The organism is Stenotrophomonas sp. TD3 (genome assembly GCF_001939825.1).
Classification (GTDB): domain Bacteria; phylum Pseudomonadota; class Gammaproteobacteria; order Xanthomonadales; family Xanthomonadaceae; genus Stenotrophomonas.
On record NZ_MOYM01000003.1, the window covers coordinates 233,030 to 252,537 of the forward strand.

Consider the following 19,508-nt stretch of genomic DNA (forward strand, 5'->3'; position numbering starts at 1 on the left):
GAGAGGGCAGGGCGGAACAATCGCCGCTCCCCCGGACATGAGAGCTGACGATGATGGCCTGGAATCGAAACGTCGTTGCCGCCTATGCGCCGGCCATGGTCGGCTGGTGCCTGGCGCTGGCCAGCTGGCTGCGCCTGGAACAACTGCGCGACGACCTGCATGCGAAGGCGTTGCTGCCGGTGCTGCAAGGCGGCGCGGTGACGTTGCTGGTGCTGACGCTGGCCTGCACGTTGGCAGCAAGCGCGGTGCTGTGGCGTGCCCGCCGGCCACCGCGCCGGACCACCGCTGGATGATCTACAGCGCAGCGGCCTTCATCAGCACGAACCGGCAGGGTGCGCGCTGGTAGGCATTGATCTGCGGCACCAGACGCTGGAAGTGCTCGCTGGCGCAGTGGGCGTCGAGTGCGGCGTGGTCGGGCCATAGCTCGATGAAGACGAAGTGCCCGGGATCCTTCTCGTCAACGAACAGTTCGTAGCTGATGCACAGCGGCTCCCGCTGCGTGCAGGCGACCAGCTCCCGGTACAGCGGAAGGACGGTGGCCAGGGCCTCCGGGTGAATGAAGTCTTCGGCGATCACCTTGAGCATGTCGGCACCTGCAAAGCGGGCCCCGTAGGATAGTGCCGGCGTCGGGCCGGCACTATCCATCGTCAGCGCAATACTTCGTCCGCTGAGACCAGCTGCACATCGTGCATCTGGTTGAGGTAGGCCTCGTAGTAGCCCTTGTGCGAGGCACCGACGATGGTCAGCATGCGGCTGCCGGGGTGCTGGCCCAGCACGTCGCGCATGTTGGCGACCATGCGCAGGTTGCGGGTTTCCCAGTAGCCGACGTAGTTGCGGCCGAAGGCCTCGGGTGACGGTTCGACCAGGTTGGCGCCGAAGTCGCTGTTGTAGACAGTCATCGCCGTTTCCGGGGCGTTGTAGTTGCGATAGAGCGCAAGCAGGCCATCGGGCTTGCCCAGATTGGCCTCCAGCGGTTCGTCCGCGGCGAATCGTGCCGCACTTGCCGGGTTGTCCCAGGCTGCTTTCAGGGCCGCACCGTAAGCCTTCTCCTGCGCCTTCGGGATGGGGGCGTCGGCCGTGTGGTCATCGACCGACCACAAGCGCTCCAGGCCCAGGCGCGCGGCGAGTACGCCGGCGATCATGCCGACCTCGTCGCGCTTGGCCATTCGCTTGTCGAGGAACTGCACCAGCTCCGGTGTCAGGCTGTCGGCTGCGCGACGTTCGTCCTTGGGCAGGCGCAACCATTGCACCACCGCCGAGCCATTCTCACCGGCGGCCAGGAACACGGCAGCCAGGCGGCGGCGCTGCGCGGGCGTGGGGTCCGTGGGCCACTGCGCGAGCAGGCGCTCCATCTCGGCGTTGGCGCTGGGGACGTCCAGGCCGGTTGCGGCCTGGGCCGGTGCCGGATCGATGCAGTAGGTCTCGACACTGTCGGCGTAGCGGGTGGGGTTGCGACGCATGAAGTCGCACTGCAGGCCGGACAGGTTCTCCACGGCGATGGCGGTCGGGTGCCAGGCCTGCAAGCGCGTCAGCAGGGGCTCCAGCAACTCCGGAGTGAAGGTCTTCGGCAGCCCGGAAAGATGGGGCGTGCCGAGCACCAGCACTTCGTTCGGGCGGCCCGGGGGCGGCCCCTTCAGCTGATCCGGCTGGAAGGCGGGCCGATAGCCGGCGTCGGCGGCCAGCGCGCCGGTGCTGCACAGGCCGAGGATGATGAGGCTGCCCAAGCGAGCGAACATACGATCTCCATGTCAGTGAACAATCCTGCCGATCGCTGCATGCTGGGCCTTTTCATCCGTTACGGAATCTCCCGTTGGTCATGCAAACCTTTCCGGCTTGAACTGCATCGGCGTCCCGGGCGAGGCTGAGCCCAATGACGGCAACCCTGCGCGACATCTGCCCTGACGACTGGACCATCGACAGCCGACGGCTGAGCGCACGGCCTTCCGCTACCCGGTGGCCGAGCAGAACCTGTCCAGCCGGCACCTGGCGGAATCACTCGGCGGGGTCCCCGTCGCGCGTGAGCAAGGTGTGAAGTGCACGGCGATTGTCTACCGCATCCCTGCAGCAGCATCTGAAGTTGCGACGGACGTCGCGGAATCCGGCTAAAGCCACCGATCGCATCGCCGATATTCCCTCTGGATCCCGCTCCAGTCGCCCGCTGCAGGACCCCAGGCTGCCCCCGACGGGCGGCCCGCGCTGTGTGTTCCGCCGCTCCCTATGCCGATCGCACCCGCACCAGACGTTCTTGCCAGCCGCTCGAGGGGTGCCTGCCGGTACCTGTAGTCCCAAGCAACTGAAGTTGCCGCCGGGCATCCCGCCCGTCGGGTCGCAACCGCTTACCGGACACCGAGGATCAGACAATGCTCATTCCAGGCTTCACGGCAGGCGCGCAGGCGCCGGCCGAGCTGCATACCCGTTGGTCGCCGTGGCGTGCCCTGCTGGGCGCGCTGGCACCCCAGCACCGCACCGGCGTCGAGGCGGCGGCCGATGGCCGTGCCGAACTCGAGGCGCAGGTCGCGGCGCTGCACCGGGTCCAGGCGGTCATCGAGTTCGCCCTCGACGGCACCATCCTGCAGGCCAACGACAACTTCCTGCAGGCGATGGGCTACCGGCTGGAGGAGATCCAGGGAAAGCACCATTCCCTGTTCGTCGATCCCGAGCAGGCGCGCAGCGCCGAATACCGTGACTTCTGGGCGCGGCTGGGACGTGGCGAATATGACGCTGGCCAGTACCGGCGCTTCGGCAAGGGCCAGCGCGAGATCTGGATCCAGGCCTCGTACAACCCGGTGCTGGACCGTCAGGGGCGTCCGTACAAAGTGGTCAAGTTCGCCACTGACATCACCGCGCAGAAGCTGCAGGCGGCCGACTCGGCCGGGCAGCTGGCGGCGATCGACAAGTCGCAGGCGGTGATCGAGTTCAGCATGGATGGCCGCATCCTGTCGGCCAACGACAACTTCCTGGCAGCGACCGGTTACAGCCTGGATGACGTGCGTGGCCAGCACCATTCGCTGTTCGTCGAACCCGAGTATCGCGGCAGTCCCGAGTATCGCCAGTTCTGGGAGAAACTGGGCCGTGGCGAATACGATGCCGGCCAGTACCGGCGCCTCGGCAAGGGCGGGCGCGAGGTCTGGATCCAGGCGTCCTACAACCCGATCCTGGACCTCAACGGAAAGCCGTTCAAGGTCGTCAAGTACGCCACCGACATCACCACGCAGGTGCATGAGAACCAGGCCATGCAGCGCGCCGTGGCACAGACCCGTGAAGTGGTGGCGGCCGCCAAGGAGGGCGACCTGACCCGGCGCGTGGCCACCGCCGACAAGAACGGGCCGATCGCCGAGCTGTGCGAAGGCGTGAACTCGCTGGTCGAGGCGATGGCCGCGATCATCGGCCAGATCAAGTTCGCCGCCGACACCATCGCCGTCGGCGCAACCGAGATCGCACAGGGCAACAGCGATCTGTCGCAGCGCACCGAGCAGCAGGCAGCGTCGCTGGAGGAGACCGCGGTGTCGATGAAGGGCCTGGCCGAGACCGTGCAGCGCACCGCGACCAACGCACGGCAGGCCAGCCAGCTGGCCGGTGGCGCCGCCGACGTCGCCGCGCGCGGCGGCAACGTGGTGCACGAAGTGGTGGAGACCATGGCGGTGATCAACGCGTCCTCGCGGCGCATCGTCGACATCATCGGCGTGATCGATGGCATCGCCTTCCAGACCAACATCCTTGCCTTGAACGCTGCGGTGGAAGCCGCGCGTGCGGGTGAACACGGGCGTGGCTTCGCCGTGGTCGCCACCGAGATCCGCGAACTGTCGCAGCGCTCGGCCAGTGCCGCCAAGGAGATCAAGCAGCTGATCGATGCGTCGGTGGCCAATGTCGGCGCCGGCACCGCGCAGGTTGAGAGCGCCGGCCGCACCATGGACGAGATCGTGGTCAACGTGCGCCGGGTCAGTGACCTGATGTCCGAGATCAGCACGGCCGCACAGCAGCAGAGCGACGACATCCAGCAGATGAACCATGCCGTCGACCTGATCGACCAGGGCACCCAGCAGAACGCTGCGCTGGTCGAGGAAGCCTCGGCCGCGGCGCGCAGCATGGAAGAGCAGTCAGCGCAGCTGCTGCAGACCGTGGCCAGCTTCCGCGTGCAGGGTGGGGCGGGGCACCTGCATGGCGCGACGGTGCTGCGCGCGGTCTAGGCCCGGCGGTCGGAGTGGTGTTCCCCGGCCTCGAGGGCCGGGGCAGCATGCACGCAGTTGCGGCCGGCATGCTTGGCCCGGTACAGGGCCTGGTCGGCCCGGTCGACCAGGCCTCGTGGGTCGGCCTGCTCATGCGCGGCCTGCCAGGCCACGCCGATGCTGATGGTCACGTGGGCCTCGGCGGCGGGCAGGGCGGCGGCTTCCACGGCGGCGCGCAGGCGCTCGCCCAGGCCCAGGGCGTGGGCGGCGTCGGGCGCGGGCAGGGCGGCGATGAACTCCTCGCCACCGTAGCGGGCCAGCAGGTCATCACCGCGTTGCAGGCAGCCGTCGAGGATCGCGGCGACTGCCTGCAGGCGGCGATCGCCTTCCGGATGCCCGTAGGTGTCGTTGAGTCGCTTGAAGTGGTCGATGTCGATCATCAGCACCGCCAACCCCAGGCCCTGGCGACGGGCGCGGCCGTGCGCGCTGCCGAGTGATTCATCGAAGTTGCGCCGGTTGCCCAGCCCGGTCAGCGGATCGCGCCGGGCCAGCAGCGCCAGTTCGTCGCGCTCGCGCTGGATCTGCACCTGGGTCAGCACGCTGCGCAGGGCATAGCCGAGCATGGCGCCGATGAACCCCACGGTGGCCAGGGTCGGCTGCAGGCGTGCCACCAGCAGCGCCACCATCATCAGCAGCAACGGCAGCATCAGCGGCACGCCGGCATCGACGATGCGGCGGAGGTTGCGCGGCACAGCCTCCGCCGGTGGGCGGTACGTGCTGCCGGCCAGCACCGCCAGCAGCACGAACAGCCCGCTGATCAGCAGGTCGCCCCAGCCACCATCGGGTACCTGTGGCTGCCAGGTATTGATGTAGAACGCCAGCAGGAAGTAGCCCAGCGCGTAGAGGGTCAACGTGCGGAAGAAGTCGCGACGGTCGGCATTGTCCTCGGCCAGGAAGCGGATCAGTGCGAAGCAGAACACCAGGCTGTTCTGCACGCTGCTCATGGTGTGCAGGCATTGCGTCCACAATGCGGTGTTGAGGTGTGCCATCGCCCGCGTATGCACGAAGTACAGCAACCACAGCAGCGCGATGACCGCCAGGTCCACCGCACGGATGCAGCGGTTGCCGCCGCCCGGGCTGGCGGCGACGTAGGTCAGCGGAATCCGGTAGAACACGTACAGGATCAGCGACGAGGCGGTCATCTGCGCAGGGCTGAGGCCGGCCACATTGCGATACAGCAGGGCCAGCAGGGCAAGCGAGAACAGGCCAACGGCAGCGCCCAGCGTTCGCCATTTGCAGGCCGCCTGGCTGTCGCGCGCGCGTCGCACGCAGGCCAGTGCCGCCAGAAGGGGGGCGGTGATCAGCATCAGGTAGGAGCCAACCGGGTCCTGCGGGCCGATCAAGGCAATGACGAGCGCGTGCGTGACCATGAAAAACAGTGCCGCACGCAACGTCATGCATTCCCCCGCCCCCAGATCCGGCTGGGATCACGATAGGCAGAAGTACGTGAGGCTGGCAAGAAAAGTGTGCGCCAGTTCTATTCGCAACCTTGTCGGCTGTCACATTTGCGTTTCAGCGGGGTGACACGACGCCGTTGACGTGGGCGTACATCCAGAAGTCGCGGGGCTGCCCCCGCACGTGGCGATAGGCGCGCAGCCGCCCCTCGCGCTGCATGCCGAGGCGTTCCAGCAGGGCGATCGAGCGGGCATTGCTGTCCAGAACGGTGGCCTGGATGCGGACCAGCCCACAGGTGCCATGTGCCCAGTCAAGCACTGCCCGCGCCGCATGCGTGGCCAGGCCCTGTCCCTGCCAGCGCGGATCGAGGTCATAGGCGAGTTCGCCGCGGCGATGCCACGGGTCGACGCCGTTCAGGCCGACAGTGCCGATCAGCTGGTCGTCGGCATCCACCAGCGCCCAGCGCTGATCGGATGCATCAGCCAGATAGCGGGTGATCTGCTGCGCCAGCGCCCGTTCGGAAACGTCGCCCCAGCTGGTGTGCTCGATTACGCCTGGCAGCGAGAGGTAGTGGGACCAGGCGGCGGCATCGGACGCCCGCAGAGGGCGCAACCGTGCGGGCGGGGTGTCGGCAAGCGTGGGAGGGGTATGCTCGGGCATCGTCGCCAGTGTCGGTGCACAGGCCCGGGAAATGCAAAAGGCCAGGTCATGGACCTGGCCTTTGATGCAGTGGTGCCGGTGAAAGGCACTACGCCACATTTCCCGCGCAATCCCGGTCAGGCCCGAACAGAGACTATATCCAACGGATTCAGTAGCTTGCGCGCGCTGCGCGGATTGCTCAAATCACGCGTTGGCCCGTTCCTGCCCGATAGCGTTACGCCAGAATTACGCCGAACATTGTCGGCATGGCATCTATCCAACGACGCGGCACCTCCTGGCGTGCCGAGATCTACAAGGACGGTCGACGCGAGTCGAACACCCTCCCCACGAAGGCGCAGGCGGTCCAGTGGGCGCTGATGCGCGAGGCCGAGCTGACGGGTGCACGCCTCCCAGAGAATACCGTGAAGGACGCCCTGCGCCGCTATGCCGATGAGGTGGCGCCGAAACACAAGGGCGCTCGGTGGGAGCTGGCTCGGTTGGGACTGCTGGAGCGGGATCCCCTGGCGCTCGTGCGCCTGCCCGCTCTGCGGCCGATCCACCTGGCCGAATGGCGCGAGCGCCGCTTGGGCCAGGTCGCACCAGCCTCCGTGCGGCGCGAGATGAACCTGCTGCAGTCGGTGTTCAAATCCTGCCGGAAGGATTGGGGATGGCTGAACGGGGACCCGATCAAGGACGTGGACCGGCCGCAGGCGCCGGCCAGCCGGAAGCGCAGGGTGGCGCAGGAGGAGATCGACCGGCTGACGCTGGCGCTGGGATATGACGGCGGCGTGCCGGAGACGGCTCAGCACCGGGTCGCGTTGTGCTTCATGTTCGCCCTGGAGACGGCGATGCGCGCTGGCGAGATCTTGGGCATGAAGTGGGCCGATGTGTCGGCCAAATCCGTGACCTTGCCGAAGACCAAGAACGGCGACGTTCGCCGTGTGCCAATGTCAGCTCGCGCGCGGGAGATCATCAGCCTTCTGCCGCAGGATGCGGATAGTGTTTTCGATCTGGACCCCGGCACACGAGACACCCTGTTCCGCCGTGCGCGGGATGCCGCTCAGATCGAGAACCTGCACTTCCACGACAGCCGCGCAGAGGCCATCTGGCGGCTGTCGAAGAAACTGGACGTGATGGAACTGGCCCGGGTCATTGGCCACCGGGACCTGAAGAGCCTCTTGATTTACTACCAGACCGACGCCGACGAGCTGGCTGACCGGCTCGGTTAGCTTGGCGCCATGCCAGCACCTCGCCGGCAATCCATGTTGCCGGGCGCATGCTGATCCGGACGGGGAAGTCCGGCCTGCAAGCGACGGTCTCCAGCACCGTTCGCGCAGCCAGGCCGAGCAGGCTGCCGACTTCTTCGGCACCGATGGCTCGCAGCTCGAATGGGATGTTCTCGGCAGCTCCCATATTCCCCTCCTTCAGATCGACGCCAGCGCCGCGCGCTGGGTCTTGGGTTTGCGCTCGGCCAGGCCGAGCTGGAACTGCAGGACGTTGTCGACCGCCGCAGGCACCGCTGCCGGCCGCGCGCTGCGCGCCGGGCGGTTGAGTCGGCGCCATGCCGCAATGGCCGCATCGGGATCGGCGTGCTTGCTGGTCGACCTGCAGGCGCACTCGACCAGGTGGCCACCGCCGGCGGACGCACAGCGCTTGTCGTGGATGTGGCGCGCGCGGTGGCCGGCGGCGCAGTTCGGCAACCCTTCCGGGTGGCTGATATGTTCCTGGGTCATGGCTTGTTGCACTCCTCGATGTGGGCGGCCAGCTTTTCCAGCAGGAAGGCAGCTTGTTCCGCCCTCCTGCGGCGTTCGTACTGGTTGAGAGTTGGGCGGGCATCCCTGAGCCATTCCAGCGGCTCGACCAGCCATTGCGGGTCGAATGGGAGCAGGGTGCGCGGGTCGACTTTCTGGATCAGCGGCTCACAATCCGGGCCGGCCCAATCCTCGCTGTCGCCACAGCGGACGCAGACCCTGCCCTGGAAGTCGTGGACCTTCTCGGGCTGGATTACGCGCGGGGTCTCGAACAGGGCGCGGACGACAAGCCCTCGCTGGTGCCCGCCGTAGACATGGCCGGCGTCTGCCTGCATCCAGCAGCCCGGCGCGTGATCGTCCTTGTGGCGGTACTCCCAGCGCACTGGCTGCGCGGTGTAGAGCGCCGTCATCAGAGTGTCGGACCAGGCACGCACCTGGTCGGCGGCAACAGCTCCGCCGGCAGGATCGATGCGCCGCATAGCCGCGATGACCTCGGCGACAGGCGACGATGCCTTGGTGGCCTCGACAACGGTGGCAGGGGAAACGGGCAGTGGTGCGGTCATGCGAACAGGTCCAGTTGGGCCGGCGCGGCCGGCGGCGGTGCGGGTTCATCACGCAGCAGGTCGGCCATGCGGAATGTCACGGCCCACGCGTCGGTATGTCGGATCAGGTACTGGTGTTCCTGGCACACCGAGATCTTTCCTGCGGAGATCAGGTAACCGGCGTGCGCCGGCCCCGTGAATCCTTCGTATTCGATGCGCAGGATCTGCTCCCGTCGCCAGCCGGCGCGCAGCTTGCGGTCGAGGATGGAGCGAGCGAAGGCGCGCAGTTGCTCCGGCCGCATCAGGCAGCGGTCCTCCATTGCAGCGGTGAGCAGCTGGTCAGCCATGGGCGGGCTCCTCCTGCTTATCCAGCGGCATATGCGCGCCGCAACGGCCGCACGCCTCCATTTCGGGCCAATCTCGGCTGTGCCCAAGCCAGCGGCAGATCAAGGCCAGCATCGCTTGAACTCCTCATTCCGCACGTAGGCCTTGGCCGAGGCGTCGTAGCGCATCTGGCCGTGCCCAGCGTGTTCGAGGTACTGCTGCAGATCGATGGATGCTTGGGGCATGCTGATACCGAAGTAGTCCATGAGCGCGCTGCGATTCACGCGGCCGTACTGGGCCAGCAGGAAATCAATGAAACGCAAGCGCTGCTCGACGGCAAAGGTGAACTTGCGCTTAGCCATTGCCCACCGCCTGGCTGTCGATCAGGACCAGCAGCTCTTCCAAGCTGAATTTGTTGAGGGTTCCGGCGTCAGCGTTTTCATACGCTTCCTGCACCGCCTCCCTGAACTGCCCCAGGTCCTCGGCCTGCGCGGGCTTCTCCAACAAACCACCGTTCATCCACTGCATCGCATCAATCACCGCAGCCTGGATACGGCTGACGAACTGCGAGCGGTCCTTCCCCCACATCAGGGCGATTTCAGTGGCGGTCGCCAGCGCTTTGGAATCCACGGCTGCTGAGTGATCGCGCCACGGGGTCACCGGCTCCCCCACCGGCTGGCGGGCGGCGAGGGCGGCTTGCAATTCTGCCGCGTGTCGCATGGTGCAGTTCGCGATCTTCTGGCACAGCAGGTTGTCGCTGACTCCGATCTCCTCGGCGTGGTTGCGCCACCGGGCGACCAGCGATTCCAAAAGCGCATCCCCCTGACCGCCCGGGGAGGGCTGGGCCATCCAGCCGACGTACCCAAGGTTGTCCACCAGCCCGCGTCGGCCAGTCTCAGGATTGAAGATGGCAACGCCGTTGACGATGAAGCCGTCGCCCTGAAGTTGATGCAGCTTTCGCTTGCCCATGGACTCCATGGCCGGGGAAGGATGGGCGGAGAGGGCGGCTTCCAGTCCTGCTCGCGTGGCAAAGAACGTGCCCTGCTCGTTTGTTCCTTCGGGGGCGCATCGCTGCGCCTCCCAGTTCTTGGAGTAGGCATCATCGAAAGCATGAACCATCGAATCCGTGACTCTTACCGGGGCGCTCATGAGTTCACCGCCTTGGCATCCGCAGTCTGTTCCGGCAGGTACTCGAGGCTCGAACCCCAGCAGCGGAAACCGGTGCGATCACGCGACAGTGGGAAGTCAGGCCGCTGTATGCGGCGCCAGCTTTCCATTGGGACGGCAGGCTCAAAGCGCCCGCGCTGACCATCGGGCGAATACATGGTGATGTTGGCAACCCATTCGCCGGCGATGTCATCCCAGAACGGTTCCTGGACTTTGGCGATCTCCGGATGAGTCATTCCAGGCTCGTCGGCGATCCAGTCGCCAGCCTTAACCGGAGAGGGGATAGTGCATGGCTTCAGGGCCAACCTCACCTTCCCGCCTGGCCGCACGTCCGCCAGCGTTGTCTTGTCGTTGCTCATGCCTGCATGTCCTTGCTGTTGGTGGACCGCGCGCCGCGCGCCCTGGCTTCAAGTTCTTCGGCTATGCCGAGGTAGTAGGCGTGCCGTTCCAGACGGATCGATTCAGGGAACTGGAAGTGCTTCAGCGAGTCTTCCGCCTGCACGCGCCAGGCGGCTGCCTCGCGCGCTGGGTCGTCGTCGAAAATGTCCATCTGGACCGGCTTGACCATGGGTCAGTGCTTGTCGACGGCGCGATGGCGGCTATAGCCGACGCCTTCGATGGGGATGCCGTACCAGGTCATCCCGTCCAACGCGACGGGCTCGGGCTTGGCGTCGCGCCAACGCTCCTTCGACCCGGCTTTGCGGCGCTCCTGCCACTCGGCCTTTGCTTGGTCGCGGTGAGGCTTCTGCATGCGAGCGCGGACCCGCCGCTGGCAGTGCATGAGGTCTTGGGCCTGCAGAACGATGCGGGCGGGCTTGTAGCCCCTTGGCTACCGTGTAGCCCTCGACGTAGCTGGCGACCTGTTCGCGGATCAGTTCGATCCTCGGGCGCTCGCCGTTGTCCAGCTTGGGGAACTCGGGTTCGGTGTGGAAATCGACAACGACAGATGTGGTCATGGCAGATCTCGATATGGAATGGGTTGCCGGCTGTTGGAACCCGGCCGGCGCGGGTTCCCTGCGCTACAGGGGGAGAGCGCAGGGCAGGGGGTCAGTGGGTGTCGTCGGCGGGCAGCGATATGCGCGCGCGCTCGGCCGAGCGCTGCCGCATCTCCTCGCGGAAAGCGGGCCAGTTGCACCGCAGGTCGCGCACGCCGCACCAGGTGAAGAAGACGACGCCAGCACCAAAGGGCGGGAAGAGCGAGCCGGCATCGGTGTAGATGGCGCGCGCGATCAGCGCCATTAGCAGGCCGACGACGGCAGCGCAGTAGAAGGGCAGGGCCAGGTGGCGCATCACTCGGCCTCCTGCCGCAGGCCGTAGTCGGCGAAGCGGTGGAACGAGCTGTTGACGATCTTCCAGTAGTTGCTTCCGGCGTCGGCGCGGCCGATCCAGTCGGCCAGGAAGTTGATCAGTTCCTGCTTTTGCTCGGCGGTGATCGAGCCCAAGAAGTCTTCCGAGGCCTCGCCCAGTTCGTCGTACATCTGCGTCTGCGCCCAGTCGATGAACGAGTCGGCGTCCAAGAGGCTGGATGGATGGAACGGCTCGCTTTCACCGATGTGCACGCCCGGCCGCAGTTCGCCGGCATCGGCGGTGCGCACTTCTCGATCAAAGGCGGCTTTCATGGCCTCATCGATCGAACCGAGGTGGCCGTGGTAGGTCTCTTCGTCGAAGGACCAGCTGTAGGTGGGCTTATCCATTGCTCTGTTCCTTCGGGAAAGTGGTCATTCGGGTGGTCGTTCCGTCGGCTGCGACCTCGGCCACGACGGTTGTGTCGGTGCCGGCGGCCAGGTCGAGGCCGATACGGATTGGCGGGGTGATGGGCGGGATGCCGACGGACATGGCGGCGAAGAAGTCGGGGTCGGTCACGGAAAGTCGTCTCCCTGGTACAGGCCGAACCCGCTGACGCATGCGCCTTGGCAATCTCCGTTCACTGCATCGCCACGGAGGACGTTGATAGCCGCCATCTGATCCGCGACTGCCGCCCGTACCTGCGGAGCCGAATCACCGTCCATGCCAGGAATCTCCAGCAGCTGGCGAGCCAGCCAGATGGCACGGAAGTGGCTCGGAATCGCGCGCTGGATGGATGCGCCGCTCGGAAGGTGGGTGATGCCCCAGTCGCCGTAGTCCGCCTCACCTTGCCCTGCTAACAGCAACGATTCGTCATCGCTGATGGCGTGGTGGCAGAACAGCGGACCGATTCGGAACCCGGTGAACGACCGCGCTTCATTCGGGTTGTGTCGCTGGGCGTCATCGCCGCAAGGTAGGACGATGGTCTGCGCGGTGATCGTCACGCTGCACCGCCTTTGGCGCGCATCAGGCGCATGGCGGTGCGGAGCTGGTCGACCATTTCGGAGATGGCGCGCGCTGCGCTGCAGCGGCCGGAGAGGAAGTCTCGGCGTGCCAGGTCGGCGGCGAAGTCTGCGTTGTGCTGGTGGTAGCCGAGGCGTTGGGCCGCGCGGCGCACGGCTTGGGCGACGGCGTTGGCGCGCAGGCTTGCGATGGGGAAGTGGAGGATGACGTCGCTCATGCGGCGGCGTCCTGGCTTTCGCCGCGCAGCTGATGTGCGGCGTTGAGGAGCGACCGACCGAGCTGCACGGCCTCGTCGGCGGTCAGGTGCAGGCGCGCTGCGCCCATGTCTGTGATGACGCGCTCGCTGACGGGGTCAGCGGTGACTTTCAGTTCTGCTGAGCGGCAGCTCAGGGAGAGGGTGTCCATTGCGTGGTCTCCTGCGCCCGGCCCCGAAATAGGGCCTCAACTGGCGGCAGGACGAAATTACAGCATTCTGTATTTCGTCGTCAACAGGATTCTGTGATTTCTTTGGCCGTAGTGGACGGCGCCCAAAAAAATACCCCCGCAGCGCGGGGGTATCGGTACTTCGGGCCCTGGACTCTTAGAACGCTGGCTCAATCGTCACGTCGGTCTCGCCGGTGCGGATTCGGTAAGGGCGATTCTGCCCAGCGTCGACAAAAATCTCGGTGCTTCGCCTCTGAGCGGCGGCCTGCTTCTCGCTACCAATCCCGCAGAGTCCGCGACCCTTGACGAATGTTGCTGTCAGCAGGTGTCGGCCGGCCGACAAGTCAACGGAATAGCGTTCACCTGGATCGAGCTTGGCTGCGAGCTGGCCATCAACCATAAGGCCAAGGTAGCAACCGCTCCCCAGAAGGCCAACATCACGCGTGACACTGATGCGACCAAGTGGGGCCATCTGCTCGTTGATCCTCTCCACTCGCTCCCGTGGGACCTCGGTTATCTCACTCGCCACTGGTTGTTTGGTCGGCATCACGCAACCTGCCAGCGCAATCGCCCCCAGCAGCACCACTAGATTCTTCTTCATCCGCATCCGTTCTCCGATAAGTTGGCAACCCATGGTTAAAAGCGCCGCAGCCCTGCATGGATCAGCGCCTTGCCGAGGATGGTTACGTCGTCAGGGTCAGGTCGGTAAGTCGGGAACTCTGTGTTGATGCTCACGACGTACATGCCATCCCCGCGCTTTTGCAGCATCTTGATCTGCGTCTCGCCGCCGATGTTGATCAGGTAGTAGTCGTCGCCGTCAAAGTAGTCGCATCCTGTGTCAATCCAGACAATGTCACCATCCTCCAGCTTCGGGCGCATGGACGGTCCTCGGCCTGTGATGATCTGAATGCGCCCAGCCCTGGGGAGGTAGCCCAGCTTGCGGCGGACTTCCCATTCCGCGATTTCGATCGTCTTGACCACTTCCGGAAAGTCTTGGTTGACTAGCCCTGGTCCCATCCCCGCCTCTCCTTCAAACAGGTCGAAGCGAACATAGCCAGGTGCCGTCTCAGTCTCCGCGACTCGTGAGATTGATTTGGAGTTTGGTCCCGTACCTGCGGTGCCGATGTTCCCAGGGTCGCCTTGACCAGTCTCGAGCCAGGACTGGGAAACTGCCAGTGCATCTGCGATGAGCCTCAGCTTGGTGCTCGTCCGCATGCCGCCGCGCTCCAGCTCCGACAGGGTGCTGTAGCCGACACCAGTCGCAGCGGCTAGTTCATGGCGGCTCATGTTGGCCGCCTTGCGCGCTTTCTTGACGCGATCACCGATTGTCTCCATGCCCTCATGGTCACAGAATTCTGTGGCAGGATGCTGTTGATTCACGTAACAGAATCCTGTAGTTTCGCTATCCATGGACTGGAAATCTCACATCGAAGAGTTGTTGAGCGCTGGCGCGACGGTGAATGAGTTGGCCGCCGGGATGGGCGTAACTGCCAACGCCGTCCGCGAGATCAGGGCTGGCCGGACGCGCTCTCCGCGCGCTGACGCTGCTTTTCGCCTCGCCGCAATGAAGCCGCGGGCGATTGCAGTTGCTGTGGATTCCATGCGTGCCGAGATCGACAGCCGGATGAGCAAGCGCGCGCTGCGCGCCCGACTCGGCATCGCAAGCGACAAGCACCTGGCGACCTTGCTGCAGCTCCCCGCGGCACAGGTCGAGGGCTGGCCGGAGGAGGGCGTGTTGCCCGCTCTCCCGCAAATCCAACGCCTGCTTGGCGGCGAGGCCAAGCCACCCGACCCGCTTGTCCCCACGGATTTCGATCATGACCGAATCACTCAGGTCGACGTGGCCTGACATGCCGCGCGCTGTAGCAGTTCGTTCCACCACTCCCTCCTGAACTTCTCATACGGATATGTACGCAGATCCTTCGAACCTTCGTGACAACCCGATCAAGGTCCGGTTCAACGACACGGAAAAGGCCTTGATCGATGCGGCGGCGAACTTCAACGGTCGCCAGCCTGCGGTTTTCGTGCGCGACCTGGTGCTGGCTGGCCTTGCCGCGTTGGAACAGCGTAGCCCCGACCGTGATGCGGCCTGAAGGACCCAACGAGTCCCTGGGGAGGGTCCATGGAAATTCAGCTGTCGCGCGATCAGCGAAAGCAGCTTGAGCAATACGCGGCCTCACGCGGCATCACGCCCGAAGAGGCCGCCACAGAGCTGGCGTGCGGCGAACTTGGGCGCCGCTACCGGCTCCCGCGAAGTAACGGCGAAGTTGTCCCTTTTCAGGGACTGAAGCGACCCGACGACCCTACGAGGTAGTACCGATGAGCAGCTCTCTCGCGCGCTCCACCGATCCGCACACCAGCCATGCCGCTGCTGCCGACCTTGTCGCCAGCGGCGCGCTGCGCATCCAGCATGCCAAGACCGAAGCGGCAGTCATCCGCCACCCGGGGCAGAGCAGCCTCCACCTCTCAACGCTGACCGGCCTTGATCGCCACATGCTGGGGCGGCGTCTGCCGGAGCTGGCCAGCGAGGGCAGGATCTGGCGGGGCCCATCGGCACCATGCGCCACCACCGGTAAGCCGGCATGCACCTGGTGGCCGGTGGCCCCAGGCGACAACTACACGCTGGGGATCTGACGTGGCTGCACGCATGACAGGCATGGTCTTCGAACGCTATCCATGCGGCGGCGGTGAGCTGTTGCTGGCGTTGGCTCTGGCTGACCACGCGCACGACGACGGTACGCACATCTTCCCGTCGGTCGCCAAGCTGGCCGTGAAGTCCAGGCAGTCGGAACGCTCCGTGCAGTACCAGCTCCGAAAGATGGAGCGCATCGGCTGGCTCGAGGTGGTTTGCGAGGGCGGCGGCCGCCTGAAGGGCTACAAGTCCGGCGGCCGGCCGCGTGAGTACCGGATCAGCCCGTACTGGATCGAGGGTGGCGCTCTGGCAGTCGGCGGTGACGCTGGCGAGCAGCCCGAGGATTCAAAGGGTGCAAATTCTGCACCCTTTGCAAAGGGTGCAAAACAGAGTCGGAAAGGGTGCAAAACGACGCAGGAAAGGGTGCAAAACGGCGTCGAAAAGGGTGCAACAGCTATTGCACCCGAACCAAGAGCAACCAAAAGCAACCAAGAGCAACCCTCACACCGCGAGTGTGAGCGCGAGGCCGACCCGCTGGGGTTGACGTCCGAGCAGGTCGACCGCGAGCTGGCCGGTTTCGGCAGCACGCCAACCGGCGTCGACCGTGAGCAGCTGGCCCGGTTCGTCCGGCACCGCGCCGCGATCCGGCGTCCGCTGTCGGTCCAGGGCTGGCTCCAGGTGCGCCAGCAGCTGCTGAACCTGATCGCCGCCGGCCACGACCCGAACGAATCCCTGAAGCAGACGATGGCCGCCGGCCTGGCGCTGCCCGTGATCCCTGTCGCCCAGCAATCCGCAGGAGCAACCCATGCAAGCCATCAGCACGGTTCTGCCGACCGCACCGAGCAGCTCGAACAGCAGTTCTACGCCGACCGCCGAGGCGGTGGCCACGGTAGCGGCGCTGGGTTCGGACCAGGCGATGTCGTCGACGCCGAGTTTGCCGTCGTCGTCTGAGCCGCTGAGCGAGCAGCAGACCGCCTACCTGTGGGAGTTCTGGAAGCAGATGACGGCCATGTTCCCGGGGAAGTGGGAGCGCGAGAACGGCGCGGGGCCGTTCAAGAAGGATGGCAGCCTGACCATCGCGGCCGGCACCTGGTTCCAGGTGCTGAAGGGCCGCAGCCGGGCCCAGCACGCGCGTGGCATGGCCTGCTGCCTGACCGAGGGCCGGGAGTGGCCGCCGAACCCGCCGCGGTTCCTGACGATGTGCCTGGACATTCCGGTCATGGCGGCGGTGGAGCGGGAGATGGCGCCGGGCCGGCCGCAGAGCGGGTTCACGGTGCTAGTGCGTTCGCTGCTGGACCTGCACGTGTACGCCTCGGCTGACCACGGATCGCAGCAGCGACGGATGCTGGAAGAGGCCTACACGCGCGCTGTCCAGCACGTGGTCGACGGGAAGCCGCTTCCACAGCCGGTGCTGGCGATCGAGCAGGAGAAGCACGGCGTTCGGCCGGTGCGTGACCGGGAGTCGGCGCGCGCTGCGATGGAGCGGGCAGCAGCCGAGCTGAACTTCGATGGTGACTGAGGCGGAGCTGGCCCAGGCGGAGCAGGCCGGCCGCTGGGCACGCGATGCCTGCCGCAGTCGGGAATCAGCACCGCGATACGAGATGGGGCAGGACGGTGTGACGCGGCGGCGCCGCTGGCAGGCCGGGTGGGACCAGAGAGACCACGAACTGAGTGCGGCACGCCGCAGCACCACGAGGAAAAAAGGCTGATGGACTTCACCAAGTACAGCACGCGCAGCAGGCTCGCCAAGGAGATCAACGCGGGTTACTCGGCACGGCTCAACGGCCTGCGCCTGAGCGACAACCCTCACCTGGTCTGGATCGAATGTGAGACCGAGGACGGCGCCAACCGCCGCGCCGGCCCGCTGAGCGAGAAGGCCGAAGGTTGGCAGCACGGCTGGCGGCTGGCCGACCAGGGCGTGCGCTGATGGCTGCCAAGAAGATCCTCGCTCAGTTCACGACCGACCAGCTGTTGGAGGAAGTGGTGCGGCGTCGGAACGAGCGCAAGGACGTGGATGACGTAGAGCCATGCGACCAGTGTCGGCACTTCAAGTTCTGGACCGCCGATCTCGATCCGCCGAAGGACTACAACCCTTGCGACCTTGGTAAGCGAATGAGCTTTCACATGGCAGGGGAAGGCGAGGATCCGCACAGCGGCATCGGTTACTACCGGCGCGTGTGCCCATCAAGGATGAGCAGGGAGGGCGCGCGCTGATGTGGTCGAAGGCACCGGCGCCAACGAAGGAAGAAGCACGCCGGATCCGTAAGGCGAAGACAGGGCCGTGCATGGTCTGCCTTCTGCTCTACACGCGAAACCTGCTTCCTAAGCACCGCGTGGTCTACGGCTGCGACTACCACCACTGCAAGTCAGGAAACATCCGGCGCGGCCATGCCTTCGGCTTCGCCATGTGCCAGTGGCACCACGAGCGCATCCCGCAAGAGGGGAGGTCGTTCGCATGGATGTCCAAGGTTTACGGCTGGAGCTTGAAAGACGGCTCCAGAACCTTCCACGAACTGTACTGCTCCGATGACGAACTGATCGCGCAGCAGACCTATGTGAACCATCTCAGGAGAACCGCCAATGGCTAAGCCGACAGGCCTGTCCGACGAGGTCAGGACCATTTTCGAAGCGAGGAAGGGCCAGCCGCTCGGCCACCAGCAGGTGTTCGAGTTGATGGACGTGACCGGCGTCGACAAGACGAAGGAGCGCAACGGCGTCCGCGATGTTCTTACGTGGCTGGTGAGCTGCGGCTACCTGGTGAAGACGGGCGCCCGGGCTACTGCCGCGTACCGCTACAGCGGAAAGGGCATGCGCTTCCACAAGGCGACAGCGGAGGAACTTCGCGAGCGGCGCATCGAGCGTGGCCGAGCCTACCGTGCGCGCAACGGTGCACAGCCGAAGGCGCCGCGCGTGGACAAGATGACCATCAATCGTTCGCGAGTGGAGCGGCTGTCGGGCCTGGCCCCGGCGAAGGCGTGGGGCAAGGAGAAGGACGGCCAGCGCCCGGCGGAGACGGTGGAGCAGTTCCAGGCGCGCGGCGGGCAGGTGCAGCGCCTGACGGCAAGCTGGGAGCAGCGAGCATGACTGCCGGCCCAGAGATCAAAGTGGCCCCGGGCTTCGTAGCGGTCAACTGGCAGCCCATCGCCGCCGCGCCGCAGGGCGGCACGCGGTTGCTGCTGTGGGACTCGGTTAGCAAGCGGCCGGTGTTCGGCAGCTGGCGGGGTGACAACCCGGCGATCACGCACTATGCGGCCGAGCCGGCCGGCCCGGAGGTGGCCTGATGAGCGGTGCACTGGTGAATGAGGCCCGATGGCTGGCGGAAGAGGCGCATGCCAGCCAAACCGACAAGGCCGGCCGCCCGTACATCGAGCATGTGGCTCGGGTCGCAGCGGCGGTCGCCGGCGATGACGCCGCCGAAATGGTGGCCTGGCTCCACGACGTGCTGGAGGATCAACCGGCATTCGCGACCCAAGTCATGCTGTTCCCGCAGGCCGTGGTGGAGGCTGTGTTCGATCTGACGCGCGGCGTGAACAAGAGCGAGGCGTTCTACTACTGGAAAATTCGACAGAACCCGCTGTCGCTCAAGGTGAAGCTGGCAGATATCGCCGACAACAGCGACGAGTCACGACTGGCTCTGCTGGACCAGGACATGGCGGCTCGCCTGCGGGCCAAGTACGCCAAGGCGCGCGCTGCGCTGGGGGTGAAGTGATGGACGCCATCGAGAAGCAGACGCGGGCGATGTTGGCACACGTGTTCGCATGCGCCCCTGGCGAGCTGTCCAAGGAAGAGGTAAGGGCTGCGCGCGCCGTTCTCGCCTATCAAACCGCACTCGCGCCGCCTGATGGCTACGTGCTGGTGAACCACACGCAGCTGCGCCAGCTACTGCGAGACGTGGTGACCGCCGCTGACTTTGTTGGAGGCAGGGGGCAGTCCAAGCCTCTCGCTCGCCGCTTGGCTGACCAGGCGTGGGCACTCATCGAGGCTCCTGGTGTTGCCACTCGGCCAGAGGTGCCTTCGTGATGGGCCAATACCTGGAGAAGAAAGAGGCCCTAAAAAGGCCCGCACTGAATGACCACCAGTCGCGATCGCGCGCTGCACGAGC

At 65.8% G+C, this 19,508-nt stretch carries 35 protein-coding genes; 15 read left to right on the forward strand and 20 right to left on the reverse strand.

Translation table 11 applies throughout. The features are described 5' to 3' along the window. Positions 1-53 precede the first annotated feature (53 nt). Complete coding sequence (locus BKE09_RS20500; RefSeq protein ID WP_240502960.1) at positions 54-293, forward strand: hypothetical protein; 240 nt, start codon at positions 54-56, stop codon at positions 291-293. A 1-nt stretch (position 294) separates the two neighbouring features. Here the strand turns inward: BKE09_RS20500 and BKE09_RS20505 are convergent, their stop codons facing one another. Continuing rightward, positions 295-585 (reverse strand): putative quinol monooxygenase, encoded by a 291-nt coding sequence (locus BKE09_RS20505; protein ID WP_075678331.1) that lies wholly within the window; start codon positions 583-585, stop codon positions 295-297. Positions 586-647: 62 nt separating this feature from the next. Further along, complete coding sequence (locus BKE09_RS20510) at positions 648-1,736, reverse strand: DUF5694 domain-containing protein (protein ID WP_075677639.1); 1,089 nt, start codon at positions 1,734-1,736, stop codon at positions 648-650. Positions 1,737-2,360: 624 nt separating this feature from the next. On the opposite strand from BKE09_RS20510, the gene BKE09_RS20520 reads away from it, so the two are divergent. Beyond that, positions 2,361-4,187 (forward strand): methyl-accepting chemotaxis protein, encoded by a 1,827-nt coding sequence (locus tag BKE09_RS20520; RefSeq protein ID WP_075677641.1) that lies wholly within the window; start codon positions 2,361-2,363, stop codon positions 4,185-4,187. Here the strand turns inward: BKE09_RS20520 and BKE09_RS20525 are convergent. Then, positions 4,184-5,623, reverse strand: coding sequence for a GGDEF domain-containing protein (locus BKE09_RS20525; protein WP_075677643.1), 1,440 nt, complete (start codon positions 5,621-5,623; stop codon positions 4,184-4,186). The genes BKE09_RS20520 and BKE09_RS20525 overlap by 4 nt on opposite strands. Before the next feature lie 115 nt (positions 5,624-5,738). Further along, positions 5,739-6,281 (reverse strand): GNAT family protein, encoded by a 543-nt coding sequence (locus BKE09_RS20530; protein ID WP_075677645.1) that lies wholly within the window; start codon positions 6,279-6,281, stop codon positions 5,739-5,741. A gap of 245 nt (positions 6,282-6,526) precedes the next feature. Between BKE09_RS20530 and BKE09_RS20535 the strand changes: the two genes are divergently transcribed. Then, a complete protein-coding gene (locus tag BKE09_RS20535) occupies positions 6,527-7,489 on the forward strand; it encodes a site-specific integrase (RefSeq protein ID WP_075677647.1) in 963 nt (320 codons plus the stop codon). 195 nt (positions 7,490-7,684) lie between these two features. On the opposite strand, the gene BKE09_RS20540 is transcribed toward BKE09_RS20535, so the two are convergent. From BKE09_RS20540 to BKE09_RS20610, 16 genes are all read right to left on the reverse strand, one after another. After that, complete coding sequence (locus BKE09_RS20540; protein WP_075677649.1) at positions 7,685-7,993, reverse strand: hypothetical protein; 309 nt, start codon at positions 7,991-7,993, stop codon at positions 7,685-7,687. Continuing rightward, on the reverse strand, positions 7,990-8,574 hold the full coding sequence (locus BKE09_RS20545; protein ID WP_075677651.1) for a hypothetical protein: 585 nt from the start codon (positions 8,572-8,574) through the stop codon (positions 7,990-7,992). The genes BKE09_RS20540 and BKE09_RS20545 overlap by 4 nt, the downstream gene beginning before the upstream one ends. Continuing rightward, on the reverse strand, positions 8,571-8,900 hold the full coding sequence (locus BKE09_RS20550; RefSeq protein ID WP_075677653.1) for a hypothetical protein: 330 nt from the start codon (positions 8,898-8,900) through the stop codon (positions 8,571-8,573). Before BKE09_RS20550 ends, BKE09_RS20545 begins: the two co-directional genes overlap by 4 nt. Before the next feature lie 99 nt (positions 8,901-8,999). Then, positions 9,000-9,239, reverse strand: a complete 240-nt coding sequence (locus BKE09_RS20555) for a hypothetical protein (protein ID WP_075677655.1) — start codon at positions 9,237-9,239, stop codon at positions 9,000-9,002. Then, complete coding sequence (locus tag BKE09_RS20560; RefSeq protein ID WP_139319698.1) at positions 9,232-10,026, reverse strand: hypothetical protein; 795 nt, start codon at positions 10,024-10,026, stop codon at positions 9,232-9,234. The genes BKE09_RS20555 and BKE09_RS20560 overlap by 8 nt, the downstream gene beginning before the upstream one ends. After that, positions 10,023-10,403: a hypothetical protein gene (locus tag BKE09_RS20565; RefSeq protein WP_240502961.1), complete on the reverse strand. Its 381-nt coding sequence runs from the start codon at positions 10,401-10,403 to the stop codon at positions 10,023-10,025. Before BKE09_RS20565 ends, BKE09_RS20560 begins: the two co-directional genes overlap by 4 nt. Then, entirely contained in the window at positions 10,400-10,612 is a 213-nt protein-coding gene (locus BKE09_RS20570) for a hypothetical protein (protein ID WP_075677659.1), read from the reverse strand. The genes BKE09_RS20565 and BKE09_RS20570 overlap by 4 nt, the downstream gene beginning before the upstream one ends. A gap of 3 nt (positions 10,613-10,615) precedes the next feature. Next, positions 10,616-10,795: a hypothetical protein gene (locus BKE09_RS20575; protein WP_075677661.1), complete on the reverse strand. Its 180-nt coding sequence runs from the start codon at positions 10,793-10,795 to the stop codon at positions 10,616-10,618. Positions 10,796-11,091: 296 nt separating this feature from the next. Then, positions 11,092-11,334 (reverse strand): hypothetical protein, encoded by a 243-nt coding sequence (locus tag BKE09_RS20580; protein WP_075677663.1) that lies wholly within the window; start codon positions 11,332-11,334, stop codon positions 11,092-11,094. After that, complete coding sequence (locus tag BKE09_RS20585) at positions 11,334-11,738, reverse strand: hypothetical protein (RefSeq protein ID WP_075677665.1); 405 nt, start codon at positions 11,736-11,738, stop codon at positions 11,334-11,336. Before BKE09_RS20585 ends, BKE09_RS20580 begins: the two co-directional genes overlap by 1 nt. Continuing rightward, a complete protein-coding gene (locus BKE09_RS23580) occupies positions 11,731-11,907 on the reverse strand; it encodes a hypothetical protein (protein WP_170871777.1) in 177 nt (58 codons plus the stop codon). Before BKE09_RS23580 ends, BKE09_RS20585 begins: the two co-directional genes overlap by 8 nt. Then, entirely contained in the window at positions 11,904-12,332 is a 429-nt protein-coding gene (locus BKE09_RS20590; protein WP_075677667.1) for a hypothetical protein, read from the reverse strand. Before BKE09_RS20590 ends, BKE09_RS23580 begins: the two co-directional genes overlap by 4 nt. After that, entirely contained in the window at positions 12,329-12,568 is a 240-nt protein-coding gene (locus tag BKE09_RS20595; RefSeq protein ID WP_075677669.1) for a hypothetical protein, read from the reverse strand. The genes BKE09_RS20590 and BKE09_RS20595 overlap by 4 nt, the downstream gene beginning before the upstream one ends. Then, a complete protein-coding gene (locus BKE09_RS20600) occupies positions 12,565-12,756 on the reverse strand; it encodes a hypothetical protein (RefSeq protein ID WP_075677671.1) in 192 nt (63 codons plus the stop codon). The genes BKE09_RS20595 and BKE09_RS20600 overlap by 4 nt, the downstream gene beginning before the upstream one ends. A 175-nt stretch (positions 12,757-12,931) precedes the next feature. Continuing rightward, positions 12,932-13,375, reverse strand: coding sequence for a hypothetical protein (locus BKE09_RS20605; protein WP_075678333.1), 444 nt, complete (start codon positions 13,373-13,375; stop codon positions 12,932-12,934). A gap of 35 nt (positions 13,376-13,410) precedes the next feature. Further along, complete coding sequence (locus BKE09_RS20610) at positions 13,411-14,154, reverse strand: helix-turn-helix transcriptional regulator (RefSeq protein ID WP_240502962.1); 744 nt, start codon at positions 14,152-14,154, stop codon at positions 13,411-13,413. A 28-nt stretch (positions 14,155-14,182) separates the two neighbouring features. On the opposite strand from BKE09_RS20610, the gene BKE09_RS20615 reads away from it, so the two are divergent. From BKE09_RS20615 to BKE09_RS20670, 12 genes are all read left to right on the forward strand, one after another. Next, a complete protein-coding gene (locus tag BKE09_RS20615; protein WP_075677675.1) occupies positions 14,183-14,623 on the forward strand; it encodes a hypothetical protein in 441 nt (146 codons plus the stop codon). A 58-nt stretch (positions 14,624-14,681) separates the two neighbouring features. Then, a complete protein-coding gene (locus BKE09_RS20620; RefSeq protein ID WP_005418752.1) occupies positions 14,682-14,867 on the forward strand; it encodes a hypothetical protein in 186 nt (61 codons plus the stop codon). A gap of 226 nt (positions 14,868-15,093) precedes the next feature. Beyond that, positions 15,094-15,408: a winged helix-turn-helix domain-containing protein gene (locus BKE09_RS20625; protein WP_075677677.1), complete on the forward strand. Its 315-nt coding sequence runs from the start codon at positions 15,094-15,096 to the stop codon at positions 15,406-15,408. A 22-nt stretch (positions 15,409-15,430) separates the two neighbouring features. Continuing rightward, entirely contained in the window at positions 15,431-16,357 is a 927-nt protein-coding gene (locus BKE09_RS23785) for a helix-turn-helix domain-containing protein (protein WP_139319699.1), read from the forward strand. Next, positions 16,323-16,925, forward strand: coding sequence for a hypothetical protein (locus BKE09_RS20630; protein WP_240502963.1), 603 nt, complete (start codon positions 16,323-16,325; stop codon positions 16,923-16,925). The genes BKE09_RS23785 and BKE09_RS20630 overlap by 35 nt, the downstream gene beginning before the upstream one ends. Before the next feature lie 189 nt (positions 16,926-17,114). Beyond that, the gene (locus BKE09_RS20640; protein ID WP_075677683.1) at positions 17,115-17,333 is read left to right on the forward strand and encodes a hypothetical protein; all 219 of its coding nucleotides are present in this window, start codon (positions 17,115-17,117) and stop codon (positions 17,331-17,333) included. Next, entirely contained in the window at positions 17,333-17,620 is a 288-nt protein-coding gene (locus BKE09_RS20645) for a hypothetical protein (RefSeq protein WP_075677685.1), read from the forward strand. The genes BKE09_RS20640 and BKE09_RS20645 overlap by 1 nt, the downstream gene beginning before the upstream one ends. After that, a complete protein-coding gene (locus tag BKE09_RS20650; protein WP_075677687.1) occupies positions 17,620-17,994 on the forward strand; it encodes a Ref family recombination enhancement nuclease in 375 nt (124 codons plus the stop codon). The genes BKE09_RS20645 and BKE09_RS20650 overlap by 1 nt, the downstream gene beginning before the upstream one ends. After that, a complete protein-coding gene (locus BKE09_RS20655) occupies positions 17,987-18,490 on the forward strand; it encodes a hypothetical protein (protein WP_075677689.1) in 504 nt (167 codons plus the stop codon). The genes BKE09_RS20650 and BKE09_RS20655 overlap by 8 nt, the downstream gene beginning before the upstream one ends. Beyond that, positions 18,487-18,687 (forward strand): hypothetical protein, encoded by a 201-nt coding sequence (locus BKE09_RS20660; protein WP_075677691.1) that lies wholly within the window; start codon positions 18,487-18,489, stop codon positions 18,685-18,687. Before BKE09_RS20655 ends, BKE09_RS20660 begins: the two co-directional genes overlap by 4 nt. Beyond that, positions 18,687-19,115 (forward strand): HD domain-containing protein, encoded by a 429-nt coding sequence (locus BKE09_RS20665; RefSeq protein WP_075677693.1) that lies wholly within the window; start codon positions 18,687-18,689, stop codon positions 19,113-19,115. The genes BKE09_RS20660 and BKE09_RS20665 overlap by 1 nt, the downstream gene beginning before the upstream one ends. Then, positions 19,115-19,426, forward strand: a complete 312-nt coding sequence (locus tag BKE09_RS20670) for a hypothetical protein (protein ID WP_075677695.1) — start codon at positions 19,115-19,117, stop codon at positions 19,424-19,426. Before BKE09_RS20665 ends, BKE09_RS20670 begins: the two co-directional genes overlap by 1 nt. The last annotated feature ends 82 nt before the right edge of the window (positions 19,427-19,508 follow it).

Coding starts and splice junctions, on each gene's coding strand:
- BKE09_RS23785 (WP_139319699.1), top strand. CDS start 15,431: ATGGTCTTCGAACGCTATCCATGCGGCGGCGGTGAGCTGTTGCTGGCG.
- BKE09_RS20550 (WP_075677653.1), bottom strand. CDS start 8,900: ATGGCTGACCAGCTGCTCACCGCTGCAATGGAGGACCGCTGCCTGATG.
- BKE09_RS20655 (WP_075677689.1), top strand. CDS start 17,987: ATGGCTAAGCCGACAGGCCTGTCCGACGAGGTCAGGACCATTTTCGAA.
- BKE09_RS20505 (WP_075678331.1), bottom strand. CDS start 585: ATGCTCAAGGTGATCGCCGAAGACTTCATTCACCCGGAGGCCCTGGCC.
- BKE09_RS20650 (WP_075677687.1), top strand. CDS start 17,620: ATGTGGTCGAAGGCACCGGCGCCAACGAAGGAAGAAGCACGCCGGATC.
- BKE09_RS20570 (WP_075677659.1), bottom strand. CDS start 10,612: ATGGTCAAGCCGGTCCAGATGGACATTTTCGACGACGACCCAGCGCGC.
- BKE09_RS20575 (WP_075677661.1), bottom strand. CDS start 10,795: ATGCAGAAGCCTCACCGCGACCAAGCAAAGGCCGAGTGGCAGGAGCGC.
- BKE09_RS20600 (WP_075677671.1), bottom strand. CDS start 12,756: ATGGACACCCTCTCCCTGAGCTGCCGCTCAGCAGAACTGAAAGTCACC.
- BKE09_RS20585 (WP_075677665.1), bottom strand. CDS start 11,738: ATGGATAAGCCCACCTACAGCTGGTCCTTCGACGAAGAGACCTACCAC.
- BKE09_RS20625 (WP_075677677.1), top strand. CDS start 15,094: ATGAGCAGCTCTCTCGCGCGCTCCACCGATCCGCACACCAGCCATGCC.
- BKE09_RS20620 (WP_005418752.1), top strand. CDS start 14,682: ATGTACGCAGATCCTTCGAACCTTCGTGACAACCCGATCAAGGTCCGG.
- BKE09_RS20670 (WP_075677695.1), top strand. CDS start 19,115: ATGGACGCCATCGAGAAGCAGACGCGGGCGATGTTGGCACACGTGTTC.
- BKE09_RS20595 (WP_075677669.1), bottom strand. CDS start 12,568: ATGAGCGACGTCATCCTCCACTTCCCCATCGCAAGCCTGCGCGCCAAC.
- BKE09_RS20580 (WP_075677663.1), bottom strand. CDS start 11,334: ATGCGCCACCTGGCCCTGCCCTTCTACTGCGCTGCCGTCGTCGGCCTG.
- BKE09_RS20555 (WP_075677655.1), bottom strand. CDS start 9,239: ATGGCTAAGCGCAAGTTCACCTTTGCCGTCGAGCAGCGCTTGCGTTTC.
- BKE09_RS20660 (WP_075677691.1), top strand. CDS start 18,487: ATGACTGCCGGCCCAGAGATCAAAGTGGCCCCGGGCTTCGTAGCGGTC.
- BKE09_RS20545 (WP_075677651.1), bottom strand. CDS start 8,574: ATGACCGCACCACTGCCCGTTTCCCCTGCCACCGTTGTCGAGGCCACC.
- BKE09_RS20645 (WP_075677685.1), top strand. CDS start 17,333: ATGGCTGCCAAGAAGATCCTCGCTCAGTTCACGACCGACCAGCTGTTG.
- BKE09_RS20640 (WP_075677683.1), top strand. CDS start 17,115: ATGGACTTCACCAAGTACAGCACGCGCAGCAGGCTCGCCAAGGAGATC.
- BKE09_RS20525 (WP_075677643.1), bottom strand. CDS start 5,623: ATGACGTTGCGTGCGGCACTGTTTTTCATGGTCACGCACGCGCTCGTC.
- BKE09_RS20565 (WP_240502961.1), bottom strand. CDS start 10,403: ATGAGCAACGACAAGACAACGCTGGCGGACGTGCGGCCAGGCGGGAAG.
- BKE09_RS20615 (WP_075677675.1), top strand. CDS start 14,183: ATGGACTGGAAATCTCACATCGAAGAGTTGTTGAGCGCTGGCGCGACG.
- BKE09_RS20540 (WP_075677649.1), bottom strand. CDS start 7,993: ATGACCCAGGAACATATCAGCCACCCGGAAGGGTTGCCGAACTGCGCC.
- BKE09_RS20665 (WP_075677693.1), top strand. CDS start 18,687: ATGAGCGGTGCACTGGTGAATGAGGCCCGATGGCTGGCGGAAGAGGCG.
- BKE09_RS20605 (WP_075678333.1), bottom strand. CDS start 13,375: ATGAAGAAGAATCTAGTGGTGCTGCTGGGGGCGATTGCGCTGGCAGGT.
- BKE09_RS20510 (WP_075677639.1), bottom strand. CDS start 1,736: ATGTTCGCTCGCTTGGGCAGCCTCATCATCCTCGGCCTGTGCAGCACC.
- BKE09_RS20630 (WP_240502963.1), top strand. CDS start 16,323: ATGTCGTCGACGCCGAGTTTGCCGTCGTCGTCTGAGCCGCTGAGCGAG.
- BKE09_RS20535 (WP_075677647.1), top strand. CDS start 6,527: ATGGCATCTATCCAACGACGCGGCACCTCCTGGCGTGCCGAGATCTAC.
- BKE09_RS20560 (WP_139319698.1), bottom strand. CDS start 10,026: ATGAGCGCCCCGGTAAGAGTCACGGATTCGATGGTTCATGCTTTCGAT.
- BKE09_RS20500 (WP_240502960.1), top strand. CDS start 54: ATGGCCTGGAATCGAAACGTCGTTGCCGCCTATGCGCCGGCCATGGTC.
- BKE09_RS20530 (WP_075677645.1), bottom strand. CDS start 6,281: ATGCCCGAGCATACCCCTCCCACGCTTGCCGACACCCCGCCCGCACGG.
- BKE09_RS20520 (WP_075677641.1), top strand. CDS start 2,361: ATGCTCATTCCAGGCTTCACGGCAGGCGCGCAGGCGCCGGCCGAGCTG.